Source organism: Achromobacter xylosoxidans (genome assembly GCF_014490035.1).
In the GTDB taxonomy this organism is placed as follows: Bacteria; Pseudomonadota; Gammaproteobacteria; order Burkholderiales; family Burkholderiaceae_B; genus Achromobacter; species Achromobacter bronchisepticus_A.
In genome coordinates, this window is record NZ_CP061008.1 from 2,419,425 (window position 1) to 2,443,597 (window position 24,173).

At 67.6% G+C, this 24,173-nt stretch carries 28 protein-coding genes; 14 read left to right on the forward strand and 14 right to left on the reverse strand.

What is annotated here, in order from left to right:
* Window positions 1-173 precede the first annotated feature (173 nt).
* Both IAG39_RS11350 and IAG39_RS11355 read left to right on the forward strand, forming a co-directional pair.
* The gene (locus tag IAG39_RS11350; protein ID WP_118932501.1) at window positions 174-941 is read left to right on the forward strand and encodes an AraC family transcriptional regulator; all 768 of its coding nucleotides are present in this window, start codon (window positions 174-176) and stop codon (window positions 939-941) included.
* Window positions 942-1,004: 63 nt separating this feature from the next.
* Window positions 1,005-2,192 carry an FAD-dependent oxidoreductase gene (locus IAG39_RS11355; protein ID WP_118932500.1) on the forward strand — a complete coding sequence of 396 codons (1,188 nt, stop codon included), beginning with the start codon at window positions 1,005-1,007 and terminating at the stop codon, window positions 2,190-2,192.
* An 18-nt stretch (window positions 2,193-2,210) separates the two neighbouring features.
* On the opposite strand, the gene trhA is transcribed toward IAG39_RS11355, so the two are convergent.
* The gene (gene trhA / locus IAG39_RS11360) at window positions 2,211-2,855 is read right to left on the reverse strand and encodes a PAQR family membrane homeostasis protein TrhA (protein WP_059372515.1); all 645 of its coding nucleotides are present in this window, start codon (window positions 2,853-2,855) and stop codon (window positions 2,211-2,213) included.
* A gap of 210 nt (window positions 2,856-3,065) precedes the next feature.
* On the opposite strand from trhA, the gene IAG39_RS11365 reads away from it, so the two are divergent.
* Window positions 3,066-4,148, forward strand: coding sequence for an alpha/beta hydrolase family esterase (locus tag IAG39_RS11365; protein WP_118932499.1), 1,083 nt, complete (start codon window positions 3,066-3,068; stop codon window positions 4,146-4,148).
* A gap of 113 nt (window positions 4,149-4,261) precedes the next feature.
* Window positions 4,262-4,783 (forward strand): DUF1993 family protein, encoded by a 522-nt coding sequence (locus IAG39_RS11370; protein ID WP_118932498.1) that lies wholly within the window; start codon window positions 4,262-4,264, stop codon window positions 4,781-4,783.
* On the opposite strand, the gene IAG39_RS11375 is transcribed toward IAG39_RS11370, so the two are convergent.
* Both IAG39_RS11375 and IAG39_RS11380 read right to left on the reverse strand, forming a co-directional pair.
* The gene (locus IAG39_RS11375; RefSeq protein ID WP_118932497.1) at window positions 4,780-5,283 is read right to left on the reverse strand and encodes a VOC family protein; all 504 of its coding nucleotides are present in this window, start codon (window positions 5,281-5,283) and stop codon (window positions 4,780-4,782) included. The genes IAG39_RS11370 and IAG39_RS11375 overlap by 4 nt on opposite strands.
* Window positions 5,284-5,335: 52 nt before the next feature.
* Window positions 5,336-5,692 carry a DUF1428 domain-containing protein gene (locus IAG39_RS11380; protein ID WP_118932496.1) on the reverse strand — a complete coding sequence of 119 codons (357 nt, stop codon included), beginning with the start codon at window positions 5,690-5,692 and terminating at the stop codon, window positions 5,336-5,338.
* Window positions 5,693-5,862: 170 nt separating this feature from the next.
* Between IAG39_RS11380 and IAG39_RS11385 the strand changes: the two genes are divergently transcribed.
* Entirely contained in the window at window positions 5,863-6,843 is a 981-nt protein-coding gene (locus IAG39_RS11385; protein WP_118932495.1) for a GlxA family transcriptional regulator, read from the forward strand.
* 5 nt (window positions 6,844-6,848) lie between these two features.
* Here IAG39_RS11385 and IAG39_RS11390 read toward each other — a convergent pair whose 3' ends face one another.
* A complete protein-coding gene (locus tag IAG39_RS11390; protein ID WP_118932543.1) occupies window positions 6,849-7,301 on the reverse strand; it encodes a GNAT family N-acetyltransferase in 453 nt (150 codons plus the stop codon).
* A gap of 18 nt (window positions 7,302-7,319) precedes the next feature.
* On the reverse strand, window positions 7,320-7,874 hold the full coding sequence (locus IAG39_RS11395; protein ID WP_118932494.1) for a hypothetical protein: 555 nt from the start codon (window positions 7,872-7,874) through the stop codon (window positions 7,320-7,322).
* A gap of 361 nt (window positions 7,875-8,235) precedes the next feature.
* On the opposite strand from IAG39_RS11395, the gene IAG39_RS11400 reads away from it, so the two are divergent.
* Entirely contained in the window at window positions 8,236-8,715 is a 480-nt protein-coding gene (locus tag IAG39_RS11400; protein ID WP_118932493.1) for a thioesterase family protein, read from the forward strand.
* Between the two features lie 27 nt (window positions 8,716-8,742).
* Here the strand turns inward: IAG39_RS11400 and IAG39_RS11405 are convergent, their stop codons facing one another.
* Window positions 8,743-9,618 carry a TauD/TfdA dioxygenase family protein gene (locus IAG39_RS11405; protein WP_059372535.1) on the reverse strand — a complete coding sequence of 292 codons (876 nt, stop codon included), beginning with the start codon at window positions 9,616-9,618 and terminating at the stop codon, window positions 8,743-8,745.
* Window positions 9,619-9,632: 14 nt separating this feature from the next.
* On the reverse strand, window positions 9,633-10,601 hold the full coding sequence (locus tag IAG39_RS11410; protein WP_118932492.1) for a Bug family tripartite tricarboxylate transporter substrate binding protein: 969 nt from the start codon (window positions 10,599-10,601) through the stop codon (window positions 9,633-9,635).
* 133 nt (window positions 10,602-10,734) lie between these two features.
* Between IAG39_RS11410 and IAG39_RS11415 the strand changes: the two genes are divergently transcribed.
* Window positions 10,735-11,343, forward strand: a complete 609-nt coding sequence (locus tag IAG39_RS11415) for a helix-turn-helix domain-containing protein (RefSeq protein ID WP_059372540.1) — start codon at window positions 10,735-10,737, stop codon at window positions 11,341-11,343.
* A gap of 18 nt (window positions 11,344-11,361) precedes the next feature.
* Here the strand turns inward: IAG39_RS11415 and IAG39_RS11420 are convergent, their stop codons facing one another.
* Window positions 11,362-11,766 (reverse strand): RidA family protein, encoded by a 405-nt coding sequence (locus tag IAG39_RS11420; RefSeq protein WP_059372543.1) that lies wholly within the window; start codon window positions 11,764-11,766, stop codon window positions 11,362-11,364.
* A gap of 140 nt (window positions 11,767-11,906) precedes the next feature.
* On the opposite strand from IAG39_RS11420, the gene IAG39_RS11425 reads away from it, so the two are divergent.
* Entirely contained in the window at window positions 11,907-12,827 is a 921-nt protein-coding gene (locus IAG39_RS11425) for a LysR family transcriptional regulator (protein ID WP_118932491.1), read from the forward strand.
* A 34-nt stretch (window positions 12,828-12,861) separates the two neighbouring features.
* Here IAG39_RS11425 and IAG39_RS11430 read toward each other — a convergent pair whose 3' ends face one another.
* Both IAG39_RS11430 and IAG39_RS11435 read right to left on the reverse strand, forming a co-directional pair.
* Window positions 12,862-14,577 (reverse strand): N-acyl-D-amino-acid deacylase family protein, encoded by a 1,716-nt coding sequence (locus tag IAG39_RS11430; protein WP_118932490.1) that lies wholly within the window; start codon window positions 14,575-14,577, stop codon window positions 12,862-12,864.
* A gap of 28 nt (window positions 14,578-14,605) precedes the next feature.
* Entirely contained in the window at window positions 14,606-15,616 is a 1,011-nt protein-coding gene (locus tag IAG39_RS11435) for a Bug family tripartite tricarboxylate transporter substrate binding protein (RefSeq protein WP_059372549.1), read from the reverse strand.
* Between the two features lie 160 nt (window positions 15,617-15,776).
* On the opposite strand from IAG39_RS11435, the gene IAG39_RS11440 reads away from it, so the two are divergent.
* Entirely contained in the window at window positions 15,777-16,733 is a 957-nt protein-coding gene (locus tag IAG39_RS11440) for a LysR family transcriptional regulator (protein WP_118932489.1), read from the forward strand.
* Window positions 16,734-16,772: 39 nt separating this feature from the next.
* Here IAG39_RS11440 and IAG39_RS11445 read toward each other — a convergent pair whose 3' ends face one another.
* Entirely contained in the window at window positions 16,773-17,234 is a 462-nt protein-coding gene (locus tag IAG39_RS11445) for a DUF1801 domain-containing protein (RefSeq protein WP_059372553.1), read from the reverse strand.
* A gap of 126 nt (window positions 17,235-17,360) precedes the next feature.
* Between IAG39_RS11445 and IAG39_RS11450 the strand changes: the two genes are divergently transcribed.
* Window positions 17,361-17,945 carry an SAM-dependent methyltransferase gene (locus tag IAG39_RS11450; RefSeq protein ID WP_118932488.1) on the forward strand — a complete coding sequence of 195 codons (585 nt, stop codon included), beginning with the start codon at window positions 17,361-17,363 and terminating at the stop codon, window positions 17,943-17,945.
* A 22-nt stretch (window positions 17,946-17,967) separates the two neighbouring features.
* On the opposite strand, the gene IAG39_RS11455 is transcribed toward IAG39_RS11450, so the two are convergent.
* The 3 genes from IAG39_RS11455 to ppk2 all read right to left on the reverse strand — a co-directional run bounded on the left by IAG39_RS11455 (window position 17,968) and on the right by ppk2 (window position 19,672).
* Window positions 17,968-18,414, reverse strand: a complete 447-nt coding sequence (locus IAG39_RS11455) for an SRPBCC family protein (RefSeq protein WP_059372558.1) — start codon at window positions 18,412-18,414, stop codon at window positions 17,968-17,970.
* Window positions 18,415-18,549: 135 nt separating this feature from the next.
* Window positions 18,550-18,804, reverse strand: coding sequence for an RNA-binding protein (locus IAG39_RS11460; RefSeq protein WP_118932487.1), 255 nt, complete (start codon window positions 18,802-18,804; stop codon window positions 18,550-18,552).
* Window positions 18,805-18,850: 46 nt separating this feature from the next.
* Window positions 18,851-19,672 carry a polyphosphate kinase 2 gene (gene ppk2 / locus IAG39_RS11465; protein WP_059372564.1) on the reverse strand — a complete coding sequence of 274 codons (822 nt, stop codon included), beginning with the start codon at window positions 19,670-19,672 and terminating at the stop codon, window positions 18,851-18,853.
* 245 nt (window positions 19,673-19,917) lie between these two features.
* Here ppk2 and IAG39_RS11470 point away from each other — a divergent pair, with 245 nt between their 5' ends.
* Genes IAG39_RS11470 through IAG39_RS11485 form a run of 4 tightly spaced genes read left to right on the forward strand, consistent with a single transcriptional unit; the run spans window position 19,918 to window position 24,127 of the window.
* Window positions 19,918-21,465, forward strand: a complete 1,548-nt coding sequence (locus IAG39_RS11470) for an efflux transporter outer membrane subunit (protein ID WP_059372566.1) — start codon at window positions 19,918-19,920, stop codon at window positions 21,463-21,465.
* Window positions 21,458-22,567 (forward strand): HlyD family secretion protein, encoded by a 1,110-nt coding sequence (locus IAG39_RS11475; RefSeq protein WP_118932486.1) that lies wholly within the window; start codon window positions 21,458-21,460, stop codon window positions 22,565-22,567. Before IAG39_RS11470 ends, IAG39_RS11475 begins: the two co-directional genes overlap by 8 nt.
* Complete coding sequence (locus tag IAG39_RS11480; protein ID WP_187774097.1) at window positions 22,557-23,615, forward strand: DUF2955 domain-containing protein; 1,059 nt, start codon at window positions 22,557-22,559, stop codon at window positions 23,613-23,615. The genes IAG39_RS11475 and IAG39_RS11480 overlap by 11 nt, the downstream gene beginning before the upstream one ends.
* A gap of 14 nt (window positions 23,616-23,629) precedes the next feature.
* Window positions 23,630-24,127: a transporter suffix domain-containing protein gene (locus IAG39_RS11485; RefSeq protein WP_059372576.1), complete on the forward strand. Its 498-nt coding sequence runs from the start codon at window positions 23,630-23,632 to the stop codon at window positions 24,125-24,127.
* The last annotated feature ends 46 nt before the right edge of the window (window positions 24,128-24,173 follow it).

Here is a 24,173-nt window from a genome sequence, read left to right on the forward strand (position 1 = left end):
CTGCGTCCTTCCTGGGGGGAAAACGCCACGATACGGCGGCCGAAGGTGGCCCGCTTTCGAGGATGAGACAATAATGTTCGAGTTTCGGCCAATCGACCTGCCGCCGGGCAGGCGGCATCAACAGGCCATGAGTCCCAGGCCATGCGCCTCAGACAGGCCATGCGTCCCAGACTATGCGCAATACCCACATCGACCGCTACGACCATCTGGACCGCGCCGTCGTCGCCATCGGCAACGACTATCCGCCTGGCCGGCTGCTGCCGGCCCACGCGCATCGCCGCGCGCAACTGTTGTATGGCGCAACCGGCGTCATGCACGTGGTCACGCGCGACGGCAACTGGGTGGTGCCGCCGCAGCGCGCGGTATGGATCCCGGCCGGCGTGACGCATCAGGTCCGAATGCTGGACGTCAGCACGCGCAGCGCCTACATCGAGCCGGGTTCGGCGCGCGCGGACCGCGAGGCCTGCGAAGTGATCGAGGTGTCGCCGCTGTTGAGGCAGCTATTGCTGGACGCGGTCGACATGCCTCCCGCCTACGATCTGGCGGGGCGTGACGGCGCGCTGGCGGCCCTGCTGCTGCATGAGGTCGAGCGCGCGCCGGTGCTGCCGCTGCATATCCCGCTGCCACGCGACAGGCGCCTGGCGCCCTTGTGCAAGGCCTTCATCGCGGCGCCTGACGCGCGCGCCGCGCCGCGGGCCTGGGCCGAGCGCCTGCACATGAGCCCGCGCACCTTCAGCCGCCATTTCCGACAGCAGACGGGCATGGCGTTTTCGGAATGGCGGCAGCGCGCCTGCGTGGTGCTGGCCTTGGCCCGGTTGGCCTCGGGCGAGTCGGTGACCGCCATTGCGCTGGATTTCGGCTACCAGAGCCCGGCGGCCTTCTCCACGATGTTCCGGCGGGTGCTGGGCCGCCCGCCCACCGAGTATCTGCGCGAGAGCTGAAGGCAGTTGGTACTATGCCGGCTCCCGTGGCGGCCCCTTCGGGCCGCCGGGCCACGCCATTCCATGACCACTACGCATACGCCGTTATCCATCGGCATCGCCGGCGCGGGCAGCGCCGGACTGGCCGCCGCGCTGGCGCTGGCGCAAGCCGGCCATCAGGTGCGCGTCTTTGAAAAACACCAGGGGTTCACCACGCTGGGCGCCGGGCTGCTGCTGCAGCCGCCCGGGGTGCGCGCGCTCAAATCCCTGGGCGTCGACGTCGCGGCGCTGAACGTAGGCGCGCCGATCGACCGCCTGCTGGGCCTGTCGCATCGCGGCTGGCGAGTCGTGGACATCGATTACGTGGGTGACGGCGCGCGGGCCGTGACGCGGGCAGCCTTGGGCGGAGTGCTGTTCGAGGCCGCGCGGCGCGCGGGCGCCGAGTTCTCGTTCGGCTGTCCGGTCGAGACGCTGGCGACCCGCGAGGGCAGGGCCCACGTGACGCACGGCGCGGGGGAAGCCCGCGCCGAGTCCAGTTTCGATGTGTTCGTGGTGGCCGATGGCGCCGCGTCCGCGCTGCGCGAGCAGGTCGGCCTGGCGGCGAGTTCGCGCGCCTACGCCTGGGGCGCGTTGTGGGGCCAGTTCTGGACGCCCGGCTGGAGCGGGGCGACGCAGCTGCTGCAGCGCTTTCGCGGCACCCGCGAAATGATGGGCCTGCTGCCCACCGAGATCGGCCCCCAGGGCGTGCGGCTGTCGCTGTTCTGGAGCATCCGGCACGACGCCTTGCCGGCCTGGCGCGCCGCGCCCATCGGCGCCTGGAAGGACCGCATGCTGTCCCTGTGGCCCGAGGCCGCGCCCGTGGTGGATCAGATTTCGCGGCACGAGGACCTGGCGGTGGCCACATACCGGCATACCTGGCCGCGCGGCTTGGCTGCCGGCCCGTATTGCGCGGTGGGCGACGCGGGCCACGCGATGAGTCCTCAGCTGGGATTGGGAACGACGCTGGCGGTGCTGGATGCGATGGCGCTGGCGCGGGCCCTGGGGCAGCACGGCGCCGCAGCGGGACCGGCGCGCTACGCCCGCAGCCGGTTATTGCCTTCGCGCCTGTACCAGAGCCTCAGCCGGGCGCTGACGCCATGTTTCCAGGCTTCGGGGCCGGGGTTGTGGCGCGACCTGCTGTTCGGTGGCGGGCTGCTCGTGCCCGGGATGAAGTCGCTGATGAAGCGCGGCCTGCTCGCCATGCCGCAGCCGGGGGAGCCGGGCCGCGGCTGATCCGCCGCGCGGCGGCCCTCAGGCCGCGTACCAGAGCACGGCGAAGAAGTGGCACGCAGTGCCGGCGAGCACGAACAGATGCCAGATGAAATGGCTGTAGCGCCAGCGGTTGTCGAGCACGAAGAACACCACGCCGCCGGTATAGGCCAGCCCGCCCGCCACCAGCCACCACAGGCCGCCCGTGGGCACGCGCTCGATCAGGGGATTGACCGCGATGATCACCAGCCAGCCCATCGCCAGATACAGGCCCGTGGAGATGGCGGGGCGGTTGAGCCGCTTGCTGGCTTTCAGCCCGACGCCCAGCAGGGCCATGCCCCAGACCAGGCCGAACAGGGTCCAGCCCCAGGGGCCGCGCAGGGCGCCCAGGGCGAAAGGCGTGTAGGTGCCCGCGATCAGCAGATAGATGGCGGAATGGTCCAGCACGTTGAAGAGCTGCTTGGCGCGGCTCTTGGGCAGCGCGTGATAGATGGTGGACGCCAGGTACAGCAGGCACATCGTCGCGGCGAAGACCGCGGCGCCCGCGATGAAGGCGGCATCGCCCTGGCGCACGGCGGCCAGGATCAGGATGGGAGCGGAGGCCACGGCGCCCGCGGCGCCGACGCCGTGGCTGATGGCATTGGCGATTTCCTCGCCCAGGGTCTGGGGTCTGTCGTTGGGAAACATGAATGCGTCTAGGTTGGTTCAGGCCTACACCTTAGGCGCTTTGGGGCGGCGGCTCAAGGCGGCGAGCCAGCCGGTCGCGGCCGAGGCGGTCTCCGTTTGATCTACTGCAAATCGACCTGCGTGTCGGCGTCCCGAAAGCGCTGCCTGGAAGTTACTCTGTGATACATTCAGCGCGCAAGCAAACGCAGGTTTACTGGCCGAGGCCCAGCAATGGCGCGCAGTTTCACCAACTTGTTTTTCAAGGCCGCGAAGAATATCGGCAAGCTGCAGCGCGCGGCCTTGCGCATGGCCACGCCCAAGGCTGCCAAGAAGCGCAGCGCGCCCAAGCGCCGGGCCGCCAAGCCCGCTGCGGCCTCCGCTTCCCGCAGCGCTGCCGCGCCGTCGTTGGGGACCGGCCGCTGGGAAGCCTCCCGGCAATTTTCCGATGCCCAGGGCCGCCGTCTCACTTTCGCGCGCTACACGCCCGCCGCGGCGCCGCGCGCCGGCATGCCGCTGGTAGTGATGCTGCATGGCTGCAGGCAGACGGCGCTGTCGTTCGCCCGCGGTTCGCGCATGAATCAATGGGCCGACGCGGGCGGCTTCATGGTGCTGTATCCGCAGCAATCGATGACCCGTCAGGTGCAGCGCTGCTGGCGCTGGTTCCAGCCCGACGACGCGCACGGCGGGGCGGAAGCGGACCTGATCGCCGCCCTGATCCGCGCGGAGTGTGCCCGGCATGCGCTGGACCCCGAACGCGTCTACATCGCGGGATTGTCAGCCGGGGCCGGCATGGCCGCGCTGGTGGCCTTGCGGCATCCGCGCCTGATTGCCGCCGTGGCCATGCATTCCGGGCCGGTTGCGGGCGATGCCCACAGCGCTGCGGGCGGTATCGGCACCATGCGGCGCGGCGCGCTCAAGCCGCTGCTGCCCTTGCTGGAAAAAGTCGCGGACCCGGCGGTGTTCCGCCTGGGCATGCCCGCCATGATTCTGCAGGGGCAGCTGGATCCGACGGTGGCGCCGCGAAACGCCAGGCAATTGTTCGAACAGTTCCGCGCCGTCAACGATCTGCCGCCCGAAAGCGTGCCGGTCGAGCGCGTGCTGGGACTGGGCACGGAGAAATCCTACCGTCGCGTCGATATGCTGCGCGGCAGCCGCACGCTGCTGCGGCTATGCGAAATCACGCTGGTGGAGCACGCCTGGAGCGGCGGCGACGCCTCGGTGCGCTATCACGCGCGCAATGGACCGGATGCCTCGGCGCTGATCTGGCGCTTCTTCCAGACGCACCGCCGCGCGGCGCGCGGACAGGCGGAATAAGCCGGGGTCGGTCCGCGCAGCGAGCGGCAGTCCCGTCCCGGCCACGGCAGTAAGATCAGCGTATTCCCGGCGCGTTCCGCGCCAGCCGCCTCGTCCCTGTCCGGAGTCCAGCCATGTCACTTTCCATGTATCAGGCCAGCGTGCCTGCCTTCGTCCGCGGCCTGAACGTGCTGGCCGCGCTGCTGCAAAAGGCCGCCGACCACGCGGCGGCGGCCGGCATGGACCCGGCCGAACTGGTCAATGCCCGGCTGGCGCCGGACATGTACCCGTTGAGCGGCCAGATCCAGCGCGCCAGCGACGCGTCCAAGTTCGCGGTGCAGCGCCTGTCGCGGGTGGAAGCGCCCAAGTTTCCGGATGAGGAAACCACGTTCGAGCAGTTGCAGCAGCGCATCGCCGCCACCGTCGCGTATCTGCAGGACGTGCCGGCGGACCGGCTGGATGGCGCCGAAGGCCGCAAGGTTTCGCTGGCGTTCGGCGACTTCAAGCAGGAGTTCCGCGGCGACGACTACCTGCTGACGTTCGCGCTGCCGAACTTCTACTTCCACGTCACGACGGCCTACGCCATCCTGCGCCACGCGGGCGTGAAGATCGGCAAGCTCGATTTCCTGGGGCCGTATCCGCAGCCGGCTGCCTAGCCTTGCTTCTTTGACGCGTCGCCGCAGCCTTCCATCGGACCCATCTTCGCCATGTTCTCCTGCACTTCCTGCGGCGTCAGGTCGAACTTGTGCGTGGCGATGGACCAGCGGTGCCCGCAAGGGTCGACCACCTGGCCGTAGCGGTCGCCCCAGAACATGTCCGCCACGGGCATGGTCACCTGGGCGCCGGCCGCCACCGCCTGCTTCATGGCGGCGTCTACGTCGTTGACGTAGAGATGCAGGGTCACGGGCGTGCCTTTGAGCGCCTTCGGGCCCAGGCTGCCCCATTCGGGGAAGTCGTCCATCAGCATCATCACGGAATCGCCGATGCGTATGGCGGCATGCATGATCTTGCCGTTGGGGCCGGGCAGCCGGGCCAGCTCCTCCGCGTTGAAGGCTTTCTTGTAGAAGTCGATGGCCTGCGCCGCGCCTTCGCACACAATGTGCGGGGTGAGCGTGTGCATGCCGTCGGGGATGGGTTTGCTTGCAGGGTTTGCCATGAGGTATCTCCAGATTGTTCCGTTTGAACGGGCGGGAACGGATCCCGCCGCCTCAGTCGCCTACCAGAGTGGTGAAGCCGCCCCAGCACATGCGCTTGATATCGAACACGTCGTCGCAGCAGTGCTCCGCCAGGCGCGGGTCCGCCATGACCTTGGCGTTGATCCGGTCGCGATCCGCCTTGCTGGGGTAGGTGATCCAGGCGAACACCACCGTTTCCCCCTCGCGCGCGCCCGCGGCGGCGCTGAACGAGCCGGCGCCTTCCTTGTCGATTTCTTCCGCCACGCATTCGCGGTAATCCAGCGCGCCGTGTTCCAGCCAGACCGTCTGCGCTCGCTGCGCCATCTTCCGGTAGGCTTCGAGGTTGGCCTTGGGTACGGGCAGCAGGAAGCCGTCTACATACTTTTCCATCAGTAACTCCTTGATCCACGTTGTTCTGTTCCGCGCAAGGACGCCCCGCAAGCCGCCTTGGCGCTACCCCGGATCTCATTCCGGTAAGTGTCACTGTATCGGGATCGCCGGCGATTTCAGATAGGCGATTGCGACAATCTTGAGGGTGGATTGCGACAGTTGGCAGGCGTATGCTTTGCAGGATGAAAAACGTCGCCTTCCTACTGCCCCTGGGGGCGAACATCGCCTCGCTGGAAACCGCCCGGCATGGCTTCCTGGTCGCCAATGAATACCTGGCCGCGCACGGGCGCGAACCCAGGTTCACGGTGCGCACGCTGGCCCTGACCCGCGAAGTCCGGCTGGACCAGGGCCGCATCACGGTGCAGGCCGACATGGTCCTGGCCGATGCCCACGACATCGACATCTGCATCGCGCCGCCGCTGCTGGGTTCGGTGTCCGACGCGGTGCTGTCCAACCGCGAACTGATCGAATGGCTGTCGCGCCATCACCGCGAGGGCGGCGAAGTCGCCAGCCTGTGCATGGGCGCCGCGCTGCTGGCGGCGGGCGGCGTCCTGGACGGCCAGCAGGCGGTGGTCCACTGGGTGGCCCAGAACCTCTACGCCAGCCTGTTTCCCAGCGTGCAATGGGTCAGCGACCGCGTCGTCATGGCGGACAACGGCATCTACACCAGCGGCGGCGCGTTCTCCGCGGCGCACCTGGTGCTGCACCTGATCGAAAAGTACACCGACCGCGACACCGCCATCTGGTGCGCCAAGTACTTCCAGCTGGACTGGAGCCGCCAGAGCCAGTTGCCGTTCTCGGTGTTCGTGGGGCAGAAGTCGCACGCCGACGAGGTCGTGCGCGCGGTGCAGGATTACATCGAAGGCCGCTACACGGAAAAGATCACCGTCGAGGAACTGGCGGACCGTCATGCCATGGGACGCCGCACGCTGGAGCGCCGCTTTCGCCAGGCCACCGGCAACAGCATCGTCGAGTACGTGCAGCGGGTGCGGGTGGAAGCCGCCAAGAAGCGCCTGGAGACCTCGCGCAAGAGCGTGGCCGAAGTCATGTACGAAGTCGGCTACAACGACACCAAGGCCTTCCGCGACATCTTCAGCAAGTATTGCGGCATGTCGCCGGTGGGCTACCGCGAGCGCTACCACTTTCAGTAGCGGCTTCAGCCCTGGTGCCGGTACACCCGCGTATCGCGCATCACAAAGCCCGCGGACTCATACAGGTGGTGCGCGGACAGCCGGCTCGGGTTGGAGGTCAGGTCCAGCGTCTTGGCCCCGAGTTCGCGGCTTTTGACGATGGCGGCATGCGTCAGCGCCATGCCGACCTTCAGGCCGCGGGCCTGTTCGTCCACCACCACGTCTTCGATCCACGCCCGCACGCCGGTGGGAATGCGGAAGTGCACCAGCGTCAGCGTGCCGACGATGCGCTTGTCGCTGCCCATGGTGGCGATGAACAGGTGGGTGCACGGGGATCGGATGATCTCGTCCAGCGCCTCGCGCGTCGGCGGCGCCGCGGTTCTGGACAGTTGCGGCAAGAGACGGGCGAATGCCGCGACCAGCGCAGCGCTGGCCTGGGTGGCGAGCACGACTTCGACTTCATTTCCTGGAGGGGGCATCATGCTCTCCCGGGTGGGCTACCTGAGTGTTGTAGCCGACACTCTGTCCGGATACCAAGCGGTGAATTTCATCGCGCCGGCCAGCGCCGCCACCGTCACTGCGATGGCGACCGCCTGCGGCAACTGCGGCTTGTACAGCAGCAACGCGTCGGCCGCCACCATGCTCGCAAACGCCAGCGCCCAGGCTGTGGTCACGGCATAGTTCATGCGCGCGTAGCGACGGTTCTTCCAGACGTATTCCGGTTCCTTTTCGCGTGCGTATTCCAGTGCGAACGGCCGGCGCAGCGCCAGGGTCAGCAACACCAGGAGCAGCATGCCGGCATCGACCCGCAGGCGCGCCTGGGCGATGGTCCAGGAATCCCCGTCCGCCATCGGGGCATACAGGGTCATCCCCATGAACAGCAGCAGCGTGCCGGTTTCCAGGATCTTGATGCGCCGCTCGGGGCTGAGCCAGTCGCGCAGCACCAGCCCGGCGGATACGAAAGTGCCGGCGGCAAGCCCTTCCAGCACGCCGACGGTTCTTTCAATGATGACAAACACGATGAACGGCGCGAACGCCAGCAGGATATTCATCTTGGTTCCCCGACCTCGAGCGCGCGCCCCTGCGCGTTGTCAGCGTCGCCTTGAGAATCAAGACGCGAACTTGTCCATTTACGCCTGTCCGCCAGGGTGCGGGATATGGCGCAGTTCGACCATCGGCAAGGTGGCCGTGCGCATATGGACGATTGTTCCGGCGGCGCGGCGACGCATCGGCCGTCTGGCCGGCGCCGGCTGGCGCAAAGGATGAGTTCGATGGGCGATGGCCGGCACGGCTTGCGGTCCGCAGGGCGTACCGCCTTTGGCGGACTTCCCGCCGCGTAGTCGCAGGCGTTGCTCCATCAGCGGGCGTCGGCTATGGTCAAGGGCTTCGCCCAACCCTGCCCCCGAGGAAACCATGACATCAGTCCTTCCGTCCACGACCCTGAGCGTGGATCCCGCCTGGATCGACGAGTACGGCCACATGAACGCCGCCCATTACGTGGGCATCTTCGACCGCGTCGGCTTCCAGTTGTTGCGCGAGGTGGGGGTGGGGCTGGATTACACCGAGGCCACGCGCTGCGGCATCTACACGATGAACGTGCACGTGGCCTATTTGCGTGAAGTGCTGGCGGGCGATCCGCTGGCGCTGCGCATCCGCCTGCTGGAAGCGGACGACAAGCGCCTGCTGTGCCTGATGGAGCTGATGCAGACCCGCGACGGCTACGTCGCGGCCACGATGGAGCAGCTGTCACTGCACGTGGACCTGGAAACGCGGCGCGCCAAGTCGTTTCCGCCGGAGCTGGCGCAGCGGCTGGCGCGCACGGTCGCGGCGCACGCCGCCCAGCCGCTGCCGACCGGCTACCGGCGGCTCTTGCCGCTGAAGCCGCCGCGTTGAGTCATCGCGCCTGACCGGCCCGACCGCTCAGCGCGCGACCGCGATCGGCCGGTCGCCCGAGATCGTGGTGCGGTGCATCTCGCGGTCGAAGCCGTCGTAGTCGTTCATGGCCAGGTGCTGGGTGCAGCGGTTGTCCCACAGCGCCAGCGAGCCCGGCGCCCAGCGGAAGCGGCAGGTGAACTCCGGCCGCGCCGCGTGGCGGTACAGGAACTGCAGCAGGGGCTCGCTTTCTTCCTGGGTCATGCCGTCAAAGCGCAAGGTGTAGGTGCTGTTCACGTACAGCGCCTTCCTGCCCGTGGCCGGGTGTACGCGCACCACGGGGTGGATCACCTCGCTCGTGGCGCGGTCGTCGGTGCGCACGTCCATCTTGTGGGCGGGGTCGCCGTTGTTCACCACCGCGCCGCCCGCGCCATAGGAGCGCACCGCGCTGTGCACCGCGCCCAGCCCGTCCAGGATCTGCTTCAGCCGGTCCGACAGCGCGTCGTAGGCGCGGTACATGTTCGCCCACATGGTGTCGCCGCCGTAGGGCGGAATGACGCGGCCGTACAGCGCCGAGCCCAGCGGCGGTTCTTCGGCGTAGCTCATGTCCGTGTGCCACAGTCCGCCGAACAGGCGCCGGGTGGTTTCGGCGCGGCCCTTCATGACGGGCAGAATGGTGGGGTGTCCTTCCAGCGCCCGCACGAAAGGCACTTCCAGCAGCTCGCCGAAGCGCGAGCTGAAATCGATATGCTGCTGGGGCGTCAGTTGCTGGTCGCGGAAGAACACCACCAGGTGCTCGTGCAGCGCGTTGCGCACCTCGTCGAACTGATCGTCCGACAGCGGTCGTGACAGGTCGATGCCGCGGATTTCGGCGCCCAGCGCGCCGGCTATCGGTTGGGTTTCCAGATGGCGATACGTGGTCATGCTTGTCTCCTTGCCTATTGAAGCTTGATCTGCGCCTTGCTCACCAGCGCGCCCCACTTGTCGGTTTCCGCCGCGATGTAGCGACTGAAGTCCGCTGGCCCTTCGGCCGAAATGATGCCGCCCATGGCGCCGATCTGTTCGCGCACGTCGGGCATGGCCAGCACGGCCAGCAGTTCCTTGTTCAGGCGCTCGATGATGGGCTTGGGCGTGGCCGCCGGCGCCAGCACGCCGAACCATCCGGCGATCTCGTAGCCCGGCAGGCCGGCCTCCGCCATCGTCGGCACGTCGGGCAGCTGCGGCGAGCGCGCCGTGCTGGTGATCGCCAGCGCGCGCAGCTTGCCGGCCTTCACCAGCTGCAGCGCCGACGGCATGTTGTCGAACATCATCGGCACGTGGCCCGCCACGGTGTCGTTCAAGCCCGGCGCGCTGCCGCGGTAAGGCACGTGGGTCAGGCGCACGCCTGCGGACGAGGCGAACAGTTCGCCCGCCAGGTGCAGCGAGGTGCCGGCGCCGGGGGTGGCGTAGTCCAGCGGCGCTTTCGACTTCTTCGCGTAGGCGATCAGTTCCTGCACCGAGCGCACCGGCAGCGCGGGATTGACCACCAGCAGGTTGGGCACGCTCATCAGCATCGTGACGGGCGCCAGGTCGCGCTGCGGCTTGTAGGGCAGGTCCGGATAGAGGGCGGGGTTGATGGAGATGGGGCCGATATTGCCCATCACGATGGTGTAGCCGTCGGCCGGCTGCTTGACCGCGAAATCGGTGCCGATGTTGCCGCCGGCCCCGGCCTTGTTCTCGACGATGACGGGCTGGCCCAACCGTTCGCCGAGCTTGTGGCTGACCAAGCGGGCCAGCATGTCGGTCGATCCGCCCGGCGGGTAGGGCACGATCCATTTGACTGGCTGCGCCGGCCAGGTTGCTTGCGCCGCGGCGGATCCCGTACAGAACACGAGACCCGCCGCCAAGGCGAGTGCGATGCGTTTCATAGCTATGTCTCCTTCCCGGGCTCGCCGGTCTTGCCGGGAGCGTCGTTTATGTGTATTGTTCACCTAGTGATCAATACGTTTATTAGGTGAACGATTGAAGAATAATAGATCGATTCAACGGTGTCTATCCATCATGCGGGCCTTCCGCGGCAACGGCCGGCCCACACTGGCCGAACTGGCGCGCGCCGTGGACCTGCCGCACGCGACCGTGCTGCGGTTTCTGCAGACGCTGGAAGAAGAGGGCTACGCGGCGCGCGAAGACAGCCGCTGGCGCCTTACGCCGCTGGTGTTCGAACTGGGTTTTGCCGCCATGGAAAGCCTGGGCGTGACGGACGCCGTGCAGGAGATCCTGCAGAACCTGGCCGACGCCTATTCCGGCACGTCCAACCTGGGCGAGGCTAACCCCGAAGGCGTGATCATCATCGGCCGCGCCATGGCGCCGGCCGAACGCCGCCGCCTGGTGGTGATGAACCTGCGCGTGGGCAGCGTGCTGCCGCCGGCCAGCGCGCTGGCCGGCGGCTTGCGCCTGGCGCCGGGGGAGTGGACCCGGTTCGACTATCCGGACAGCAACCAGGTGTCGGTGGCCGTGCCCGTGCCGCAGGCCGGCTCGCGCCTGTTGTCGGTGGGGATTTCGGTGGCCGCCCCGGAAGTGGAAGGGAACCGGCTGGAAGCCGACATGGTGCCCGCCTTGCAGCAGGCGGCGCAGACCATCGCCGGGGTGATCCGGGTCGGCGTGGTGTGAGCGTGGCGGGGCGGGGGTTCAGTTTTCGGCAGCTTGCGGCAATTTCGCGATCACCTTGATCTCGAAGTCGAAGCCGTATAGCCAGGTCACGCCCACCGCGGTCAGCGTCGGATGCGGCGCCTCGCCCCAGTACTCCGGCACCACCTGCCAGATTTTCTCGAACTTGGCCGCCGGATCGACCATGAATACCGTCACGTCGACCACGTCGTCGAAGCTGCAGCCGGCCGCCGCCAGCACGGCCTGCAAGTTGCGGAACGCAAGCCGGACTTGCGCCTGCAGGTCCGGCTCCGGCGTGCCGTCGTCGCGGCTGCCGACCTGTCCCGAAACGAACAGAAAGCCGTTGGAGCGGATCGCGGGGGAATAGCGGTTGCGTTCATACAGGGCCTGGCGGCCGGGCGGAAAAACGACGTCGCGTTGGGTCATGCTTATCTCCATCTGTGGGCCGCTTGCGGCCCGGCGTTAACGATGCAGGGACTGTAGGCGGCCGCGCCGCCGCGATAAACGGGCAAGTCCAGCCATCACTGTTTGTAGAATCCAAATAATCTGGAAGAGCGGGAGCAGAGATGGACCGTTTCGACGCGATGCAGGCCTTTGCCCGGGTGGTGGAAACCGGCAGCTTCACCAAGGCCGCCGAGACCCTGCACATGAGCAAGACCAGCGTGACGCAACTGGTGCAGCAGTTGGAGGCGCGCTTGCGCGTCAAGCTGTTGAACCGCACCACCCGCAAGGTCAACGTGACCGCCGACGGCGCTGCCTACTATGAGCGCGTGCTGCGGCTGCTGGCCGACATGGACGATGCCGAGACCAGCCTGTCCGGCGCCTCGGCCGTGCCGCGGGGGCGTTTGCGCGTGGACGTGCCCAGCCCGCTGGCGCGCATGATCCTGGTGCCGGCCTTGCCGGCGTTCCATGCACAGTACCCGGACATCCAGCTGGATATGGGCGTGAGCGACCGGATCGTCGATCTGATCGGCGAGAACGTCGACTGCGTGGTGCGCGGCGGGGAACTCACCGACCAGTCGCTGATGGCGCGGCGCGTGGGCGATCTGCGGCTGGGCGTGTACGCGGCGCCGGAGTACCTGGAGCGCGCCGGCACGCCCGCGCATCCGCGCGAGCTGGAGGACACGCACCACCGCATCGTGGGCTTTCTATGGGCGCGCAACGGCAAGGCGCTGCCCTACGCCATGCGCCGCGACGGCGAGAGCATCAAGGTGCATGGCCGCCATGTGCTGGCGGTCGACGACGGCAACGCCTATCTGGCGGCCGGTCTGGCCGGGCTGGGAGTGCTCTGGCTGCCCGACTATATGTCACGCGCTCACGTCGACAGCGGCGAGCTGGTGCCGCTGTTCCAAGACTGGCGCCTGGATTCCATGCCGATGTACGTGGCGTTTCCGCCCAACCGGCACGTGAGCGCCAAGCTGCGCGTGTTCATCGATTGGGTCGCCGGGCTGTTGGGGCAGTACACGCCCGAGCCGCCGCGCGGCTGAGCCTCGCGCGCGACACGGACCGGCCTCGCCTTGTTCAAACCTGCTGGCTGCGTGCGCCGCGCAGCAGCTTGCCCGGCAATGCGCCGGTGGCCGCGCCGCCTTCGAAGATCGGCAGGCCGTTGACCAGCGTGGCCACGTAGCCGTCGGCGCGCTGGATCAGGCGGCGGCCCCCGCCGGGCAGGTCGAACACCATCTCCGGGCAATGCACGCGTACCGCATCGGGATCGATGATGTTGACGTCGGCCTTGTAGCCAGGCTGCAGCAGGCCCCGGTCCAGCAGCCCGTACACGCTGGCGGTGTCGCGCGTCTGGCGCTTGACCACGTGCTCCAGGTCCAGCAGCGGGCCGCGGCGGCGGTCGCGGGCCCAGTGGCTGAGCATGAAGGTGGGCATGCTCACGTCGCAGATGTAGCCGCAATGCGCGCCGCCGTCGGACAGGCTGTTGACCGTGTAGGGCTGCTGCATCAGCTGGTGCAGATGGTCCAGGTTCTCGTACGAATAGTTGAACGACGGGTAGTACAGGATGGCCTGGCCTTCGTTCTCCAGCATCAGGTCGTAGACGATCTCCAACGGCGCGCGGCCGCTGCGCTGCGCCATGGCGGCCACGCTTTCCTCGGGTACCGGCTCGTAGTCGGGATCGCTGCCCAGCCGGTAGATCTTGTGGAAGCTGCTGAACAGCGTTTCGGCGCGTCGGTCCAGCAGGCCGCGCTGTTCGTTCATGATGCGGCTGCGCGTCGCGGGGTCGCGCAGGCGGGCCAGCTGTTCCGCCAGCGGCAGGGCATGCAGCGCCTGGTAGCTGGGATGCGCGATGAACGGATGCAGCGTGCTTTGCCACGAAAACAGGATGCCCAGCGGACGTCCGCTGATGCCTGCCAGCAGCGGCACGCCTTCGCGGTGCGCCCGGTCCAGGCTGCTGGCGATCTGCTTCCACACATCGGGCGCGGCGTCGGTCTGCTGCAGGTTGAACAGCACGGGCAGGCGGTTGTGGCGCGCCAGCTGCTCCAGCCAGGGCATTTCGCCTTCCATGGCGGGATGGTTGGCGGTCATCTGGAACACGCCATGTCCGACCTCGCCCATGACCGAGCCCAGGGCGGTGATCTCCTCGCCGGTGGCGAAGGTGCCGGGCGGATACTTGCGCTCGTCGTACTTGTGCAGGAAGGTGCGCGAGGTGGAAAAGCCCACCGCGCCGGCCTCCAGCGCTGCGCGCACCACTTCGCGCATGGCGATCAGGTCGGCGGGCGAGGCCTCGTCGTGGTGGATGGCGCGTTCGCCCATCACATAGGCGCGCACCGCGCTGTGCGGGATCTGCGCGCCCACGTCCAGGGCCTTGGGGCGGCGGTCCAGCGCGTCCAGGTATTCGGGAAAGGTCTCCCAGTCCCACTGGATGCCTTCGGACAGCACCGAGCCGGGGATGTCCTCGACGCCCTCCATGACCTTGATCAGCCATTCGCGCCGCTCGGGCTTGACGGGAGCGAAGCCCACGCCGCAGTTGCCCATGATGGCCGTGGTGACACCGTGCCAGGTGGAAGGGCTGAGGTACGGGTCCCAGGTGGCCTGGCCGTCGTAGTGGGTGTGGATGTCCACCCAGCCCGGGGCGACCAGGCAGCCGTCTGCGCGGATCTCGCGGCGGGCGGCGCCGGCCCGGCCTTCGGCCTGGACCACGCGTCCATCTTCGATCGCCAGGTCCGCCTGGTAGCGGGGCCGGCCCGACCCATCGACGATCGTGCCGCCGCGGATGACCAGATCATGCATTGCGCTCTCCTTTCGATACGCGCCGGGTTTATTGGAGGACCAGGCCGATGCGCTTGATCACCGCGCCCCAGCGTTCGCTGTCCCGCTGGACGATCTGCGAGAATTCCTTCGGTCCCGCGCCGCTGACCTCATTGCCCTGCGACACGATGCTCTGCGTCACTTCGGGTGTTTCCAGCGCCTCGCGGAACACCTGGGCCACGCGCTCCGCCAGCGCCGGCGGCATGTCGCCGGGGCCGAAAATGCCCTGCCAGCCGACGATGTCCAGCCCGGGTATGCCTTGCTCCTTCAGGGTAGGCAGGTCCGGCAGCACGCTCAGGCGGCGGTCGGTGGCCGGGCCCAGCAGCTTGACCTTGCCGGCGCGCGCGTTCTCCACGGCGGTGGCCGTGCCGTCGAAATAGACCTGGACGTCGCCCGCCAACAGCGCGCGGCTGGCGTCGGCGGTGCCCTTGTAGGGCACGTGCACGATGTCGATGCCGGTCTGTTGCTTGAGTATCTCGCCGTTCAGATGCGAGGTGGACCCGGGGCTGTAGGAAGCGAAGTTCAGCTTGCCAGGATTGGCCCGGGCGTAGTCGATCATCTGCGCCGTGGTCGAAAAGGGCGCGTCCTTGTTGGCGACCAGCACGGTGGCCGAGCGCACCACCTGGATGACCGGGGTGAAATCCTTCACCGGGTCGTAGGGCAGCTTTTTGTACAGATGCGGATTCTGCGTGTGCGTGACGACGATGGTGTAGAGCAGGGTGTAGCCATCGGGGCTGGCGCGGGCCACTTCCTGCGCGCCTATCATGGTGCCGGCGCCGGGCTTGTTGTCGACGATGACTGGCGCCCCGGTGCGTTGCGTGACCTTCATCGCCAGCATGCGCGCCAGCGCGTCCGACCCGGACCCGGCCGGAAACGGCACCACCAGGCGGATGGGCTTGCCGCCGCCCGGCCAGGGTGGGGCCTGCGTCACCGGCGCGGCCGTCGCCGAAAGACAGGCCAGGGCGCCCAGCATGGCAGCCCCGCCGCTACCCAACAGCTTCAAGAACGACTTGCGGTTCATATTGTCTCCTCCTGGGGGTAGGCAATGTCAGGCATTGCTCTGGAATGAGGTTCACCACAGGGCGCCGGCGCTGCAATTTTCCGTCGCGGCAAGTCTTTTGTAGTCTTGCCTTTGCGCTCAATCAAATGCATATTTGGCGCAATATTGATGAGAAAAATACATGAGCCTCACAATACGGTCGCTCCAGCACTACGCCGTGCTGGTCGAGGAAAAGCACTACTCCCGCGCGGCGCAGCGGCTGCATCTGACGCAGTCCGCGTTGACCCGCAGCATTCAGTCGCTGGAGGACTCGCTGGGCCTGGTGCTGGTGGACCGGGCGTCCACGGGCGTCACGCCCACGCAGGCCGGGCGCATGGTGCTGGAGCGCGCGCAGCGCATCCTGGCAGAAACCCGCGACCTGCGGCGCGAAGCCGAATTGATCCGCGGCCACGACACTGGCCGCGTGAATCTGGGCGTGGGGGCGTTTCCGGCGGCCGGCTTCCTGTCGCCGCTGCTGGTGCGCATCGCGCGCGAACATCCGGGCTTGAGCGTGCACGTCGAGATCGAAAGCTGGCAGCGCCTGCTGGACAAGCTGCAGCAGGACAAGCTGGATTTCGCGGTGGCCGTGACGCACAGCCTGCCGCCGCCCGATGACTTTTCGGTGCGGCCCTTGCCGCCGCAGCATGGCGGCCTGTTCACGCGCGCCGGCCATCCGCTGCAGGGCCTGGGCAAGCCGCGGCTGCGCGCCGCGCTGGCGCAGTACCGGCTGGCCGCCACCGACCTGCCGCTGCGGGCGCGCGAGTACCTGGCCCGGCTGTACCAGGTGGCGCGCCCGGAAGACCTGCCCATCGCCTTCGAATGCGACAGCGTCGCCACGCTGCGCGAGGTGGCGCTGGGTAGCGACGTGGTGCTGTTCTGCACGCGCGAGGCCATCGCGGCCGAGCTGGCGCAGGGCGTGCTGGAGCCCTTGCCGCTTTCCTATCCCGCCGCCGGCCCGCTGACCTACAGCGTCATCCACCGCGCGCGCCGCACGCTGTCCCCGACCGCCGAGCGGGTCATCGAGCTGGTGCAGGACCTGCTGTCCGGCGCTGCCGGGCCGCAGGCCGCCGCCGGGAAGAAGCGCCGGGCACGGCGCTAGCATCCCGGCCCGAGGGCGGCTGAATGCCTGGATCCGCGCCTACATCCGTTCGCCGGGCAGCGCGCTGGCCTGCTGCACCCAGTCCATGAACTGCGCTTCGTCCAGCTCGTCGTCCTCGCGGATGTCGAGATAACGCGTGTCCTGGCTCTTGGATGGCCCCGGCGGCACGGGCCGCAGCTGCGCGCCGCGAAAGAACGCTACCTTCACGTACTTGGTAAAGCAATGGATGCTCAGGAACCAGGCCTGGCCGTCCAGGCCATACAGCGGCGAGTTCCACTTGACCGCCTTCTGCACGCCGGGCGCGGCGCGCTCGATCAACGCGTCCAGGCGGCGTCCGAGATCGCTTTTCCAGCCCGGCATGGCCGCGATGTAGGCCTGCACCGGCGCGTCGCCCGCGCCTTTGGCGATCTGGGGATTGCCGCCGGACAGCAGGACGGGTTGCGAATCTGAATCTGCCTGCCTGCTGGTTTTCACCGATTTTGCGGGGGACTTTTCTGCCATGCACGGGCTCCTTTTGCTTGACCTCAAGTCGACTTGAAGTGAAAGACTATCTGCGTTCCGGCACGCGGCGGACTGGAAGTGTTTTCTTGCCGCGGCCACTGACCAGCAACCTGGGAGTTCAAGCAGATGTGGGATGAACGCTACGCCGTTGAAGAATACGTGTATGGAACCGAGCCGAACGCCTTCCTGGCGGAAAACGCCGGCCTGCTCTGCGGGCCGGTGCTAAGCCTGGCCGAAGGAGAGGGACGCAATGCCGTCTTCTTGGCCTCGTTGGGTCTGGACGTGCTTGGCGTGGACGGCTCCGCGGTCGGACTGGCCAAGGCGCGCAGGCTGGCGGGGGCGCAGGGCGTATCGATCCGCACCGAAAAGGCGGACTTGGCCGAGTACGAGCCGCCGCCGGACTCCTTTGGCGCCGTCGTGTCGATCTTCGCCCACACGCCCAGCCATGTGCGCAAGAGACTGCACCGCCTGGCAGAACGGTCCTTGCGGCCAGGCGGCATCATCTTGCTGGAGGCATACCGGAAGGCGCAGTTCGGCCGTGGCACTGGCGGCCCCCCGGATGCGGACATGCTGATGGCGCGCGCGGACCTGGAGCAGGAGTTTCCGGATTGCCAGGTGCTGCTTGCGCGGGAAATCGAACGCGACGTCATCGAGGGCATATTCCACACGGGACCGGCATGCGTGGTGCAGTTCATCGCCAGAAAGAAGTGAAGGCGGGCGGCAGGCCCGCCCCTCACTCGGGAATCTCCGGTTCCACCAGCCGCATCAGTTGGGCCAGCGACTCCTGCCAGCCCAGATAGCACATCTCCGGCGGTATCGCCGCCGGTATGCCTTCCTGCACGATGCTCACCTCCGTGCCGCAGGCGACCTGCCGCAGCGTAACGGTGGTCTGCATGCGGCCGGGCAGGTTCGGATCGTCGAACTGGTCTGAATAACGGATCTTCTGGCCCGGCGCCAGTTCCAGGTATTCGCCGCCGAAGTCGTGGCTATGGCCCGTGCCGAAATTGCGGAACGACATCTTGTGCATGCCGCCGACCCTGGCGTCCAGTTGATGGACCTGGCAGGTGTAGCCGTAAGGGGGAAGCCAGCGCGCGATCGCGTCGGGCTCCAGGAAGGCCCGATAGATGCGTTCGGCCGGCGCGCGCATCACGCGGTGGAGGGTTACGGTTCCGGTAGTCATGGTGAGTCCGCCTTTCAGGAAAGTTGTGCGTACTGACACGACGTACGAGTTGACCGGAAATCGACAGCCGGAATCCTGGGACAAACCCTTAAAAAGCACATCTGGTCACGATTTGGACGGGTGCAATGCGGCCCCTTATTCGATGGGCTCGCGCATCACCAGCACCGCGATGGTGTGGTTTTTCCAGAACACCTGATGGATGCGGGGCGCGAGCGCACGCAGCTCCTCGGGACCCGTGCCGTCAAACGTCACCAGGACGGCTGGGCGCTCCCCCTCGCTCGGCACGCGCTGGATGCGGTCGAAGGACGGAAAGCCGTACTTCATGAGAAAACTCCGGATGTCCTCGTCCGAGGTGCTTTCTTCCACGTGGTTGATCAGCAGGGCAGCCATGATCGTTCTCCTTGGGGACTCCGCGGGCGTCGGAGGCGCGCGCCGCTCAGAATTTGGCGGGGACCATGCGCAACGGATGCCCCGGATCGCGGTAGCCGCCCGCCTTCTGCCGCTTGGGCAGCTTGACCTTGGCCCGCGGCATGCGCTTGTACGGAATCTGGGAAAGCAGGTGGCTGATGATGTTCAGCCGCGCCTTTTTCTTGTCGTCCGACTGCGCCACGAACCAGGGCGATACGCTGGTGTCCGTGGCCGCGAACATGTCGTCGCGGGCGCGCGAGTAGTCGTACCAGCGGCTGTAGGAATCCAGGTCCATCTTGGTCAGCTTCCAGACCTTGCGCTCGTCCGTGATGCGGGCTTGCAGCCTGCGGGTCTGTTCTTCCTCGCTGACTTCCAGCCAGTACTTCAGCAGGATGATGCCCGAGCCGATGATGGCCCGTTCAACCAGCGGCACGCCTTTCAGGAAGATCTTGACGTCGTCCTTGGAGCAGAACCCCATCACCCGCTCGACGCCGGCCCGGTTGTACCAGCTGCGGTCGAAGATCACGATCTCGCCCGCCGCCGGCAGGTGGGGCAGGTAGCGCTGCACGTACATCTGGGTTTTCTCGCGGTCCGAGGGGGCGGGCAGGGCGATCACCCGGAACACGCGCGGGCTGACGCGCTCGGTGATTGCCTTGATCGTCCCGCCCTTGCCGGCGCCGTCGCGTCCTTCGAAAAGGATGCAGACCTTGGCGCCCGTCTGGCTGACCCATTCCTGGAGCCTGACCAGTTCCACGTGCAGCCGGGCCAGTTCCTCGGCGTATTTCTTGCCCGAGAGCTTGGCTTGCGCCAGCGGTTTGTCCTCTGTTGCTGCTTTCTTCTGAGCGTTCATGACGGACTCCAGAATATGCTGCGCGGTAAGGGTGGGAGGGTTCGAATTTTTCACTGTAGCGCCGACCGTTGGCGCTTGTACACAAGCTCGCCGCAGCAGTACTTTTTATCTAGTGCCTGCGTCAAAACGATCCGCTGGCGGTAAGCGGAAAAGGTCAATAGAATCAATTCGCACGCCGCGCTTCGGCAAGGCTGGAGCTGCGTCGTGGACCTTGGCGGTTAGGCTCTACACGGACCCGATACCCGATGTCGCCGCTGACCTGTTCGAATCGGCTGTTGCTGATCGGCATGCTCTGCCTGGGCGGCTGCATGCGTGTGGGGCCGGACTTCGAGCCCCAGCGCACCAGCTGGGCCGCGGACTGGAGCACACCCGCGCTGCAGCAGGCCAGCCGCCAGCAATTGCAGCCGGACGCCCGGCAGTGGTGGCAGATCTTCGGCGATCCCATCCTGGAGGCCCTGATCGCCCAGGCCGACGCCAATAACGCGGGCCTGCGCATCGCCGGCCTGCGCATCATGGAAGCGCGCGCGCAGCTGGGCATCGCCCAGAGCGGGCGCTACCCGCAATCCCAGGTGGTCGGGGCCAACGCCCTTTACCAGCACCGGTCCTCGCGTTCGGCCGAAGGCAACCCGCGCCCCAGCAGCTTCTGGCAATACAGCGCCGGCTTCGACATAGGCTGGGAGCTGGACTTCTGGGGCCGGTTCAGCCGCGCCATCGAGTCGGCCGACGCCCTGTACTTCGAGGCCCAGGCCAATCGCGACGACGTGCTGGTGCTGCTGCACGCGCAGGTGGCCGAGAGCTACTACGCGCTGCGCACCGCCGAGGCGCGGCTGCGGATCGCCCGCGACAATGCCGCCATCCAGAAGCGCAGCTACGAAATCACGCAAAAGCTGTTCCGCAGCGGCGAAACCGACGAACTGGACCTGCAGCAGGCCCGCACGCAGTACCTGAGCACGCTCGGCACCATTCCCGAATTCGAAAGCCAGATCATGCGGACCCGCAACGCCCTGGCGGTCCTGGCGGGCCGGCCGCCCGGTCCCATGCCGGAACTGGACGACAAGACGGCGGAGGTGCCGCTGGTCGACCGCGCCGTGCTGCAGGACGTGCCCGCCAATCTGCTGCTGCGCCGTCCCGACGTCCGCGCAGCCGAACTGCGCATCGCCGCGCAGTCGGCGCAGGTGGGCGTGGCTGCGGCGGACCTCTATCCCTCGTTGACCTTGCTGGGCAGCATCGCCTGGTCCGCCACCTCGTTGGCGGGCACGGCGGGCGGCGCCGCGCTGCTGGCCGGCCCCGTCCTCAGCTGGAACGTGTTCGACCACGGCCGCCTGCAAAACAATGTGCGGGTGCAGGACGCCCGGCTGCAGCAGCTGATCGTGGCCTACCAGGACGACGTCCGGCAGGCGGCGCGCGAAGCCGACGACGCGGCCAGCGGCCTGATCAAGGCGCTGGAACGCGACGGCATCCTGCAGCAGTCGGCGCAGGCCGCGGGGCGTTCGCTCACGCTGGCCAACGCGCTCTACCGCGAAGGCTATACCGATTTCCAGCGGGTACTGGACGCGCAGCAGGCGCTGGCCGTCCAGCAGGATGCGTACGTCGTGAACCGGGGCGGCGCCGTGAGCGACCTCATCGCCCTCTACAAGGCCCTGGGCGGCGGCTGGTATAGCGCGGAGCCGGTGCTCGACCCGGCGACCCGCGAACAGATGCGGCAGCGCACCGATTGGGGCGATCTGCTATCCGAACCGGCGCCTGCCTCCGCCGCCGCCGTGTCCGCTCAAAAGGTGCGATCCGATGAGTGACTCGCCGTCCCCGCCCGCCGCGGCCCCCGCGCCGGATCCCGCAAAAAAGGGCGTCCTTTGGACGGTCCTGTTCATCGTGCTGAGCCTGGCCTGGTATCTGCTGGCCGACCGCTATACGCCGTACACGCAGCAGGCGCGGGTGCAGGCCTTTGTCGTGCCGGTGGCCTCCGAGGTTTCGGGGCGCGTGACCCGGGTGTATGTGCGCAACAACCAGGACGTCGAAGCTGGCGCGGCGCTGTTCGACGTCGACCCGGAGCATTACCGCATTGCCGTCGACCGCGCCCGCGCGGACCTGGAGTCCACGCGCAGGCAGATCGGCGCCGGCACCGCGGGCATCGATTCGGCGCAGGCCTCTTTGCGCGCGGCCCAGGCCAACGAGCTGAAAGCCCGCCAGGACAGCACCCGGCTCGAAGGGTTGTACCGCCAGGACCAGGGCACCGTCTCGCTGCGGCGGCTGGAAATCGCGCGGGCGAATCTGACCCAGGCCATCAGCCAGGTCGCGGCCGCGCGCGCCGAGGTGCAGCGCGCGCGCGAACAGGAAGGTGGCAGCGAGGAAGACAACGCCAAGCTGCGCAGCGCCGCCGCCGCCCTGGAGAAAGCCGAGCTGGACCTGGCCAATACGCAGGTGCGGGCGCGTTCCGCAGGCTTGATCACCGACCTGCGCACCGACGCCGGGCAATTCGCCGCCGCCGGCAATCCCGTCATGACGCTGATCGCGATCCACGACGTCTGGATCAGCGCTGAAATGACCGAGAACAACCTGGGCCACATGGAGCCCGGCACGCCGGTGGCCATCATCCTGGACGCGCTGCCCGGGCAGATCTTCAAGGGCCGCGTGCGCAGCGTCGGGTATGGCGTCAACGTGGGGCCCGGCTCACCGCCCGGCAGCCTGCCCACGGTGCAGAACAGCCGCGACTGGCTGCGGCCCGCGCAGCGCTTTCCAGTCATTGTGGAATTCGATCCCGGCGACTTGCCGGCGTTGAGCGGCGTGCGCGTGGGCGGCCAGGCCGAGGTCATGGCGTTTCCCAGTTCCGGCAATCCGCTCAACCTGCTGGGCCGCGCATACATGCGGCTGATGAGCTGGCTTTCCTATGCATACTGATCCCGATCCCCGCGGGCGACGCGCCCTGCGCGTGGGCGCGGGCACCGCCTTCTGCACGGCCATCAGCTACGGCCTGGCCCTGCCCATCCCCATGGTCGCGCCGGTGCTGGGCGTCATGCTGTTGGCATCGATGAACCGGCCCCTGTCGTTCAAGAGCGGGCTGGGCCTGCTGCTGATGGCGCTGCTTGCCACCGCGATCGGCCTGCTGCTGAGTCCCTTGCTGCGCTACTACCCTCTGAGCGGGGTGCTGCTCATCGCACTGTGCCTTTACTTCGCCTTCCGTCACGGCCTGCGCGGCGGCAATGGCCTGCTGTCGACCTTTCTCATCATCGGGTTGACCATGATTTCCGCCGCCGGCACCGTCGACTTCGCGCTGGCCGCCCTGGTGATCGAAGCGCTGGGCAAAGGGCTGCTGGTCGCGGTCCTGGCGCTGGGCGGCTGCCATCTGCTGTTCCCGGAGCCAGCGGCCGCGCCCGCGCCGCCCGCGGCGCCGGTCCTGCCGCCGGACGCGGCCAGCCGGCTGGCCCTGCGGGCCGCGCTCGTGGTGATGCCGGCGTTCCTGCTGGCGCTGACCGACCCGCTGGGCTACATGCCCATCATCCTGAAATCGGTCAGCCTGGGGCGCCAGAGCTGCGTCACCGCCGCGCAGGGCGCGGCCCGCGAACTGCTGGGCTCGACCCTGCTGGGCGGCGCGCTGGCGGTCGCCTTCTGGTGCGCTTTGAGCCTGTTCGTGAACCTGTGGATGTTCTTTCTCTGGATGCTGCTGTTCGGCCTCATGGCCGCGCGCAAGCTCTACCGGCTGGTTCCGACCCGCCATCCGCCCAGCTTCTGGCTGAACACGCTGGTGACGCTCGTCATCCTGCTGGGCCAGTCAGTGCAGGACAGCGCCGCCGGCAAGGACGTCTACACCGCGTTCGCGGTGCGCATGGGCTTGTTCATCGGCGTCACGCTCTATGCCTGCCTGATGCTGCGCCTGCTCGAACCCCGGGCGCCGGACAGCCGGGAACCCCGTCGGAATCCTTCAACCGCAGTCCCCTCAGACGCTTGAATCAGGAGGCAGCCATGTCATTGCCAGACGAACCGGCCCCACCCTCGCACTCGGCGGGGTGGCGCTTCAAATGCGGGATCGGATTGTTCATCATCGCCTTCGCCCTGTGGTTCCTCCTTCCGGTGGCGGGCTATATGGACGTGCCGGGTCCGCGCATCGCCGCGTTGACCGGCACCATCTTCATCGCCAACAAGGTCTTGCTGCTGAGCTGCATCGCAGTCATGGGCAAGGAGGGCTTCCAGCGGCTGAAGTCCATCGTGTTCGGCCAGGCCAAGAAACTCGCTCCCGTGCAGAAGGTTGGCCCCGTGCGCCATGCCATCGGCCTGGTCATGTTCCTGCTGCCCATCCTGACCTCGGCGCTGGAACCCTACATAGACGAAATGTGGCCGGGCCTGCGGCCCAATCTGTGGCAGGCCCAGCTGGCCGGAGACCTCATGCTGATTGCCAGCTTCTTCGTGCTGGGCGGGGATTTCTGGAACAAGCTGAGGGCGCTGTTCGTGCGCACGGTGTAGCGGGCAGGGCGCCACGATCGAAGCCGGCGTTTTCGTAGGAAAATGC

Excerpts from the sequence above, each read along its gene's own strand:
- IAG39_RS11355 (WP_118932500.1), top strand. The coding sequence starts at position 1,005 with ATGACCACTACGCATACGCCGTTATCCATCGGCATCGCCGGCGCGGGC.
- IAG39_RS11475 (WP_118932486.1), top strand. The coding sequence starts at position 21,458 with ATGAGTGACTCGCCGTCCCCGCCCGCCGCGGCCCCCGCGCCGGATCCC.
- IAG39_RS11450 (WP_118932488.1), top strand. The coding sequence starts at position 17,361 with ATGTGGGATGAACGCTACGCCGTTGAAGAATACGTGTATGGAACCGAG.
- ppk2 (WP_059372564.1), bottom strand. The coding sequence starts at position 19,672 with ATGAACGCTCAGAAGAAAGCAGCAACAGAGGACAAACCGCTGGCGCAA.
- IAG39_RS11370 (WP_118932498.1), top strand. The coding sequence starts at position 4,262 with ATGTCACTTTCCATGTATCAGGCCAGCGTGCCTGCCTTCGTCCGCGGC.
- IAG39_RS11350 (WP_118932501.1), top strand. The coding sequence starts at position 174 with ATGCGCAATACCCACATCGACCGCTACGACCATCTGGACCGCGCCGTC.
- IAG39_RS11445 (WP_059372553.1), bottom strand. The coding sequence starts at position 17,234 with ATGGCAGAAAAGTCCCCCGCAAAATCGGTGAAAACCAGCAGGCAGGCA.
- IAG39_RS11485 (WP_059372576.1), top strand. The coding sequence starts at position 23,630 with ATGTCATTGCCAGACGAACCGGCCCCACCCTCGCACTCGGCGGGGTGG.
- IAG39_RS11365 (WP_118932499.1), top strand. The coding sequence starts at position 3,066 with ATGGCGCGCAGTTTCACCAACTTGTTTTTCAAGGCCGCGAAGAATATC.
- IAG39_RS11375 (WP_118932497.1), bottom strand. The coding sequence starts at position 5,283 with ATGGCAAACCCTGCAAGCAAACCCATCCCCGACGGCATGCACACGCTC.
- IAG39_RS11380 (WP_118932496.1), bottom strand. The coding sequence starts at position 5,692 with ATGGAAAAGTATGTAGACGGCTTCCTGCTGCCCGTACCCAAGGCCAAC.
- IAG39_RS11460 (WP_118932487.1), bottom strand. The coding sequence starts at position 18,804 with ATGGCTGCCCTGCTGATCAACCACGTGGAAGAAAGCACCTCGGACGAG.
- IAG39_RS11425 (WP_118932491.1), top strand. The coding sequence starts at position 11,907 with ATGGACCGTTTCGACGCGATGCAGGCCTTTGCCCGGGTGGTGGAAACC.
- IAG39_RS11480 (WP_187774097.1), top strand. The coding sequence starts at position 22,557 with ATGCATACTGATCCCGATCCCCGCGGGCGACGCGCCCTGCGCGTGGGC.
- IAG39_RS11430 (WP_118932490.1), bottom strand. The coding sequence starts at position 14,577 with ATGCATGATCTGGTCATCCGCGGCGGCACGATCGTCGATGGGTCGGGC.
- IAG39_RS11390 (WP_118932543.1), bottom strand. The coding sequence starts at position 7,301 with ATGCCCCCTCCAGGAAATGAAGTCGAAGTCGTGCTCGCCACCCAGGCC.
- IAG39_RS11470 (WP_059372566.1), top strand. The coding sequence starts at position 19,918 with ATGTCGCCGCTGACCTGTTCGAATCGGCTGTTGCTGATCGGCATGCTC.
- IAG39_RS11435 (WP_059372549.1), bottom strand. The coding sequence starts at position 15,616 with ATGAACCGCAAGTCGTTCTTGAAGCTGTTGGGTAGCGGCGGGGCTGCC.
- IAG39_RS11400 (WP_118932493.1), top strand. The coding sequence starts at position 8,236 with ATGACATCAGTCCTTCCGTCCACGACCCTGAGCGTGGATCCCGCCTGG.
- IAG39_RS11440 (WP_118932489.1), top strand. The coding sequence starts at position 15,777 with ATGAGCCTCACAATACGGTCGCTCCAGCACTACGCCGTGCTGGTCGAG.
- IAG39_RS11405 (WP_059372535.1), bottom strand. The coding sequence starts at position 9,618 with ATGACCACGTATCGCCATCTGGAAACCCAACCGATAGCCGGCGCGCTG.
- IAG39_RS11410 (WP_118932492.1), bottom strand. The coding sequence starts at position 10,601 with ATGAAACGCATCGCACTCGCCTTGGCGGCGGGTCTCGTGTTCTGTACG.
- trhA (WP_059372515.1), bottom strand. The coding sequence starts at position 2,855 with ATGTTTCCCAACGACAGACCCCAGACCCTGGGCGAGGAAATCGCCAAT.
- IAG39_RS11395 (WP_118932494.1), bottom strand. The coding sequence starts at position 7,874 with ATGAATATCCTGCTGGCGTTCGCGCCGTTCATCGTGTTTGTCATCATT.
- IAG39_RS11415 (WP_059372540.1), top strand. The coding sequence starts at position 10,735 with ATGCGGGCCTTCCGCGGCAACGGCCGGCCCACACTGGCCGAACTGGCG.
- IAG39_RS11420 (WP_059372543.1), bottom strand. The coding sequence starts at position 11,766 with ATGACCCAACGCGACGTCGTTTTTCCGCCCGGCCGCCAGGCCCTGTAT.
- IAG39_RS11455 (WP_059372558.1), bottom strand. The coding sequence starts at position 18,414 with ATGACTACCGGAACCGTAACCCTCCACCGCGTGATGCGCGCGCCGGCC.
- IAG39_RS11385 (WP_118932495.1), top strand. The coding sequence starts at position 5,863 with ATGCTTTGCAGGATGAAAAACGTCGCCTTCCTACTGCCCCTGGGGGCG.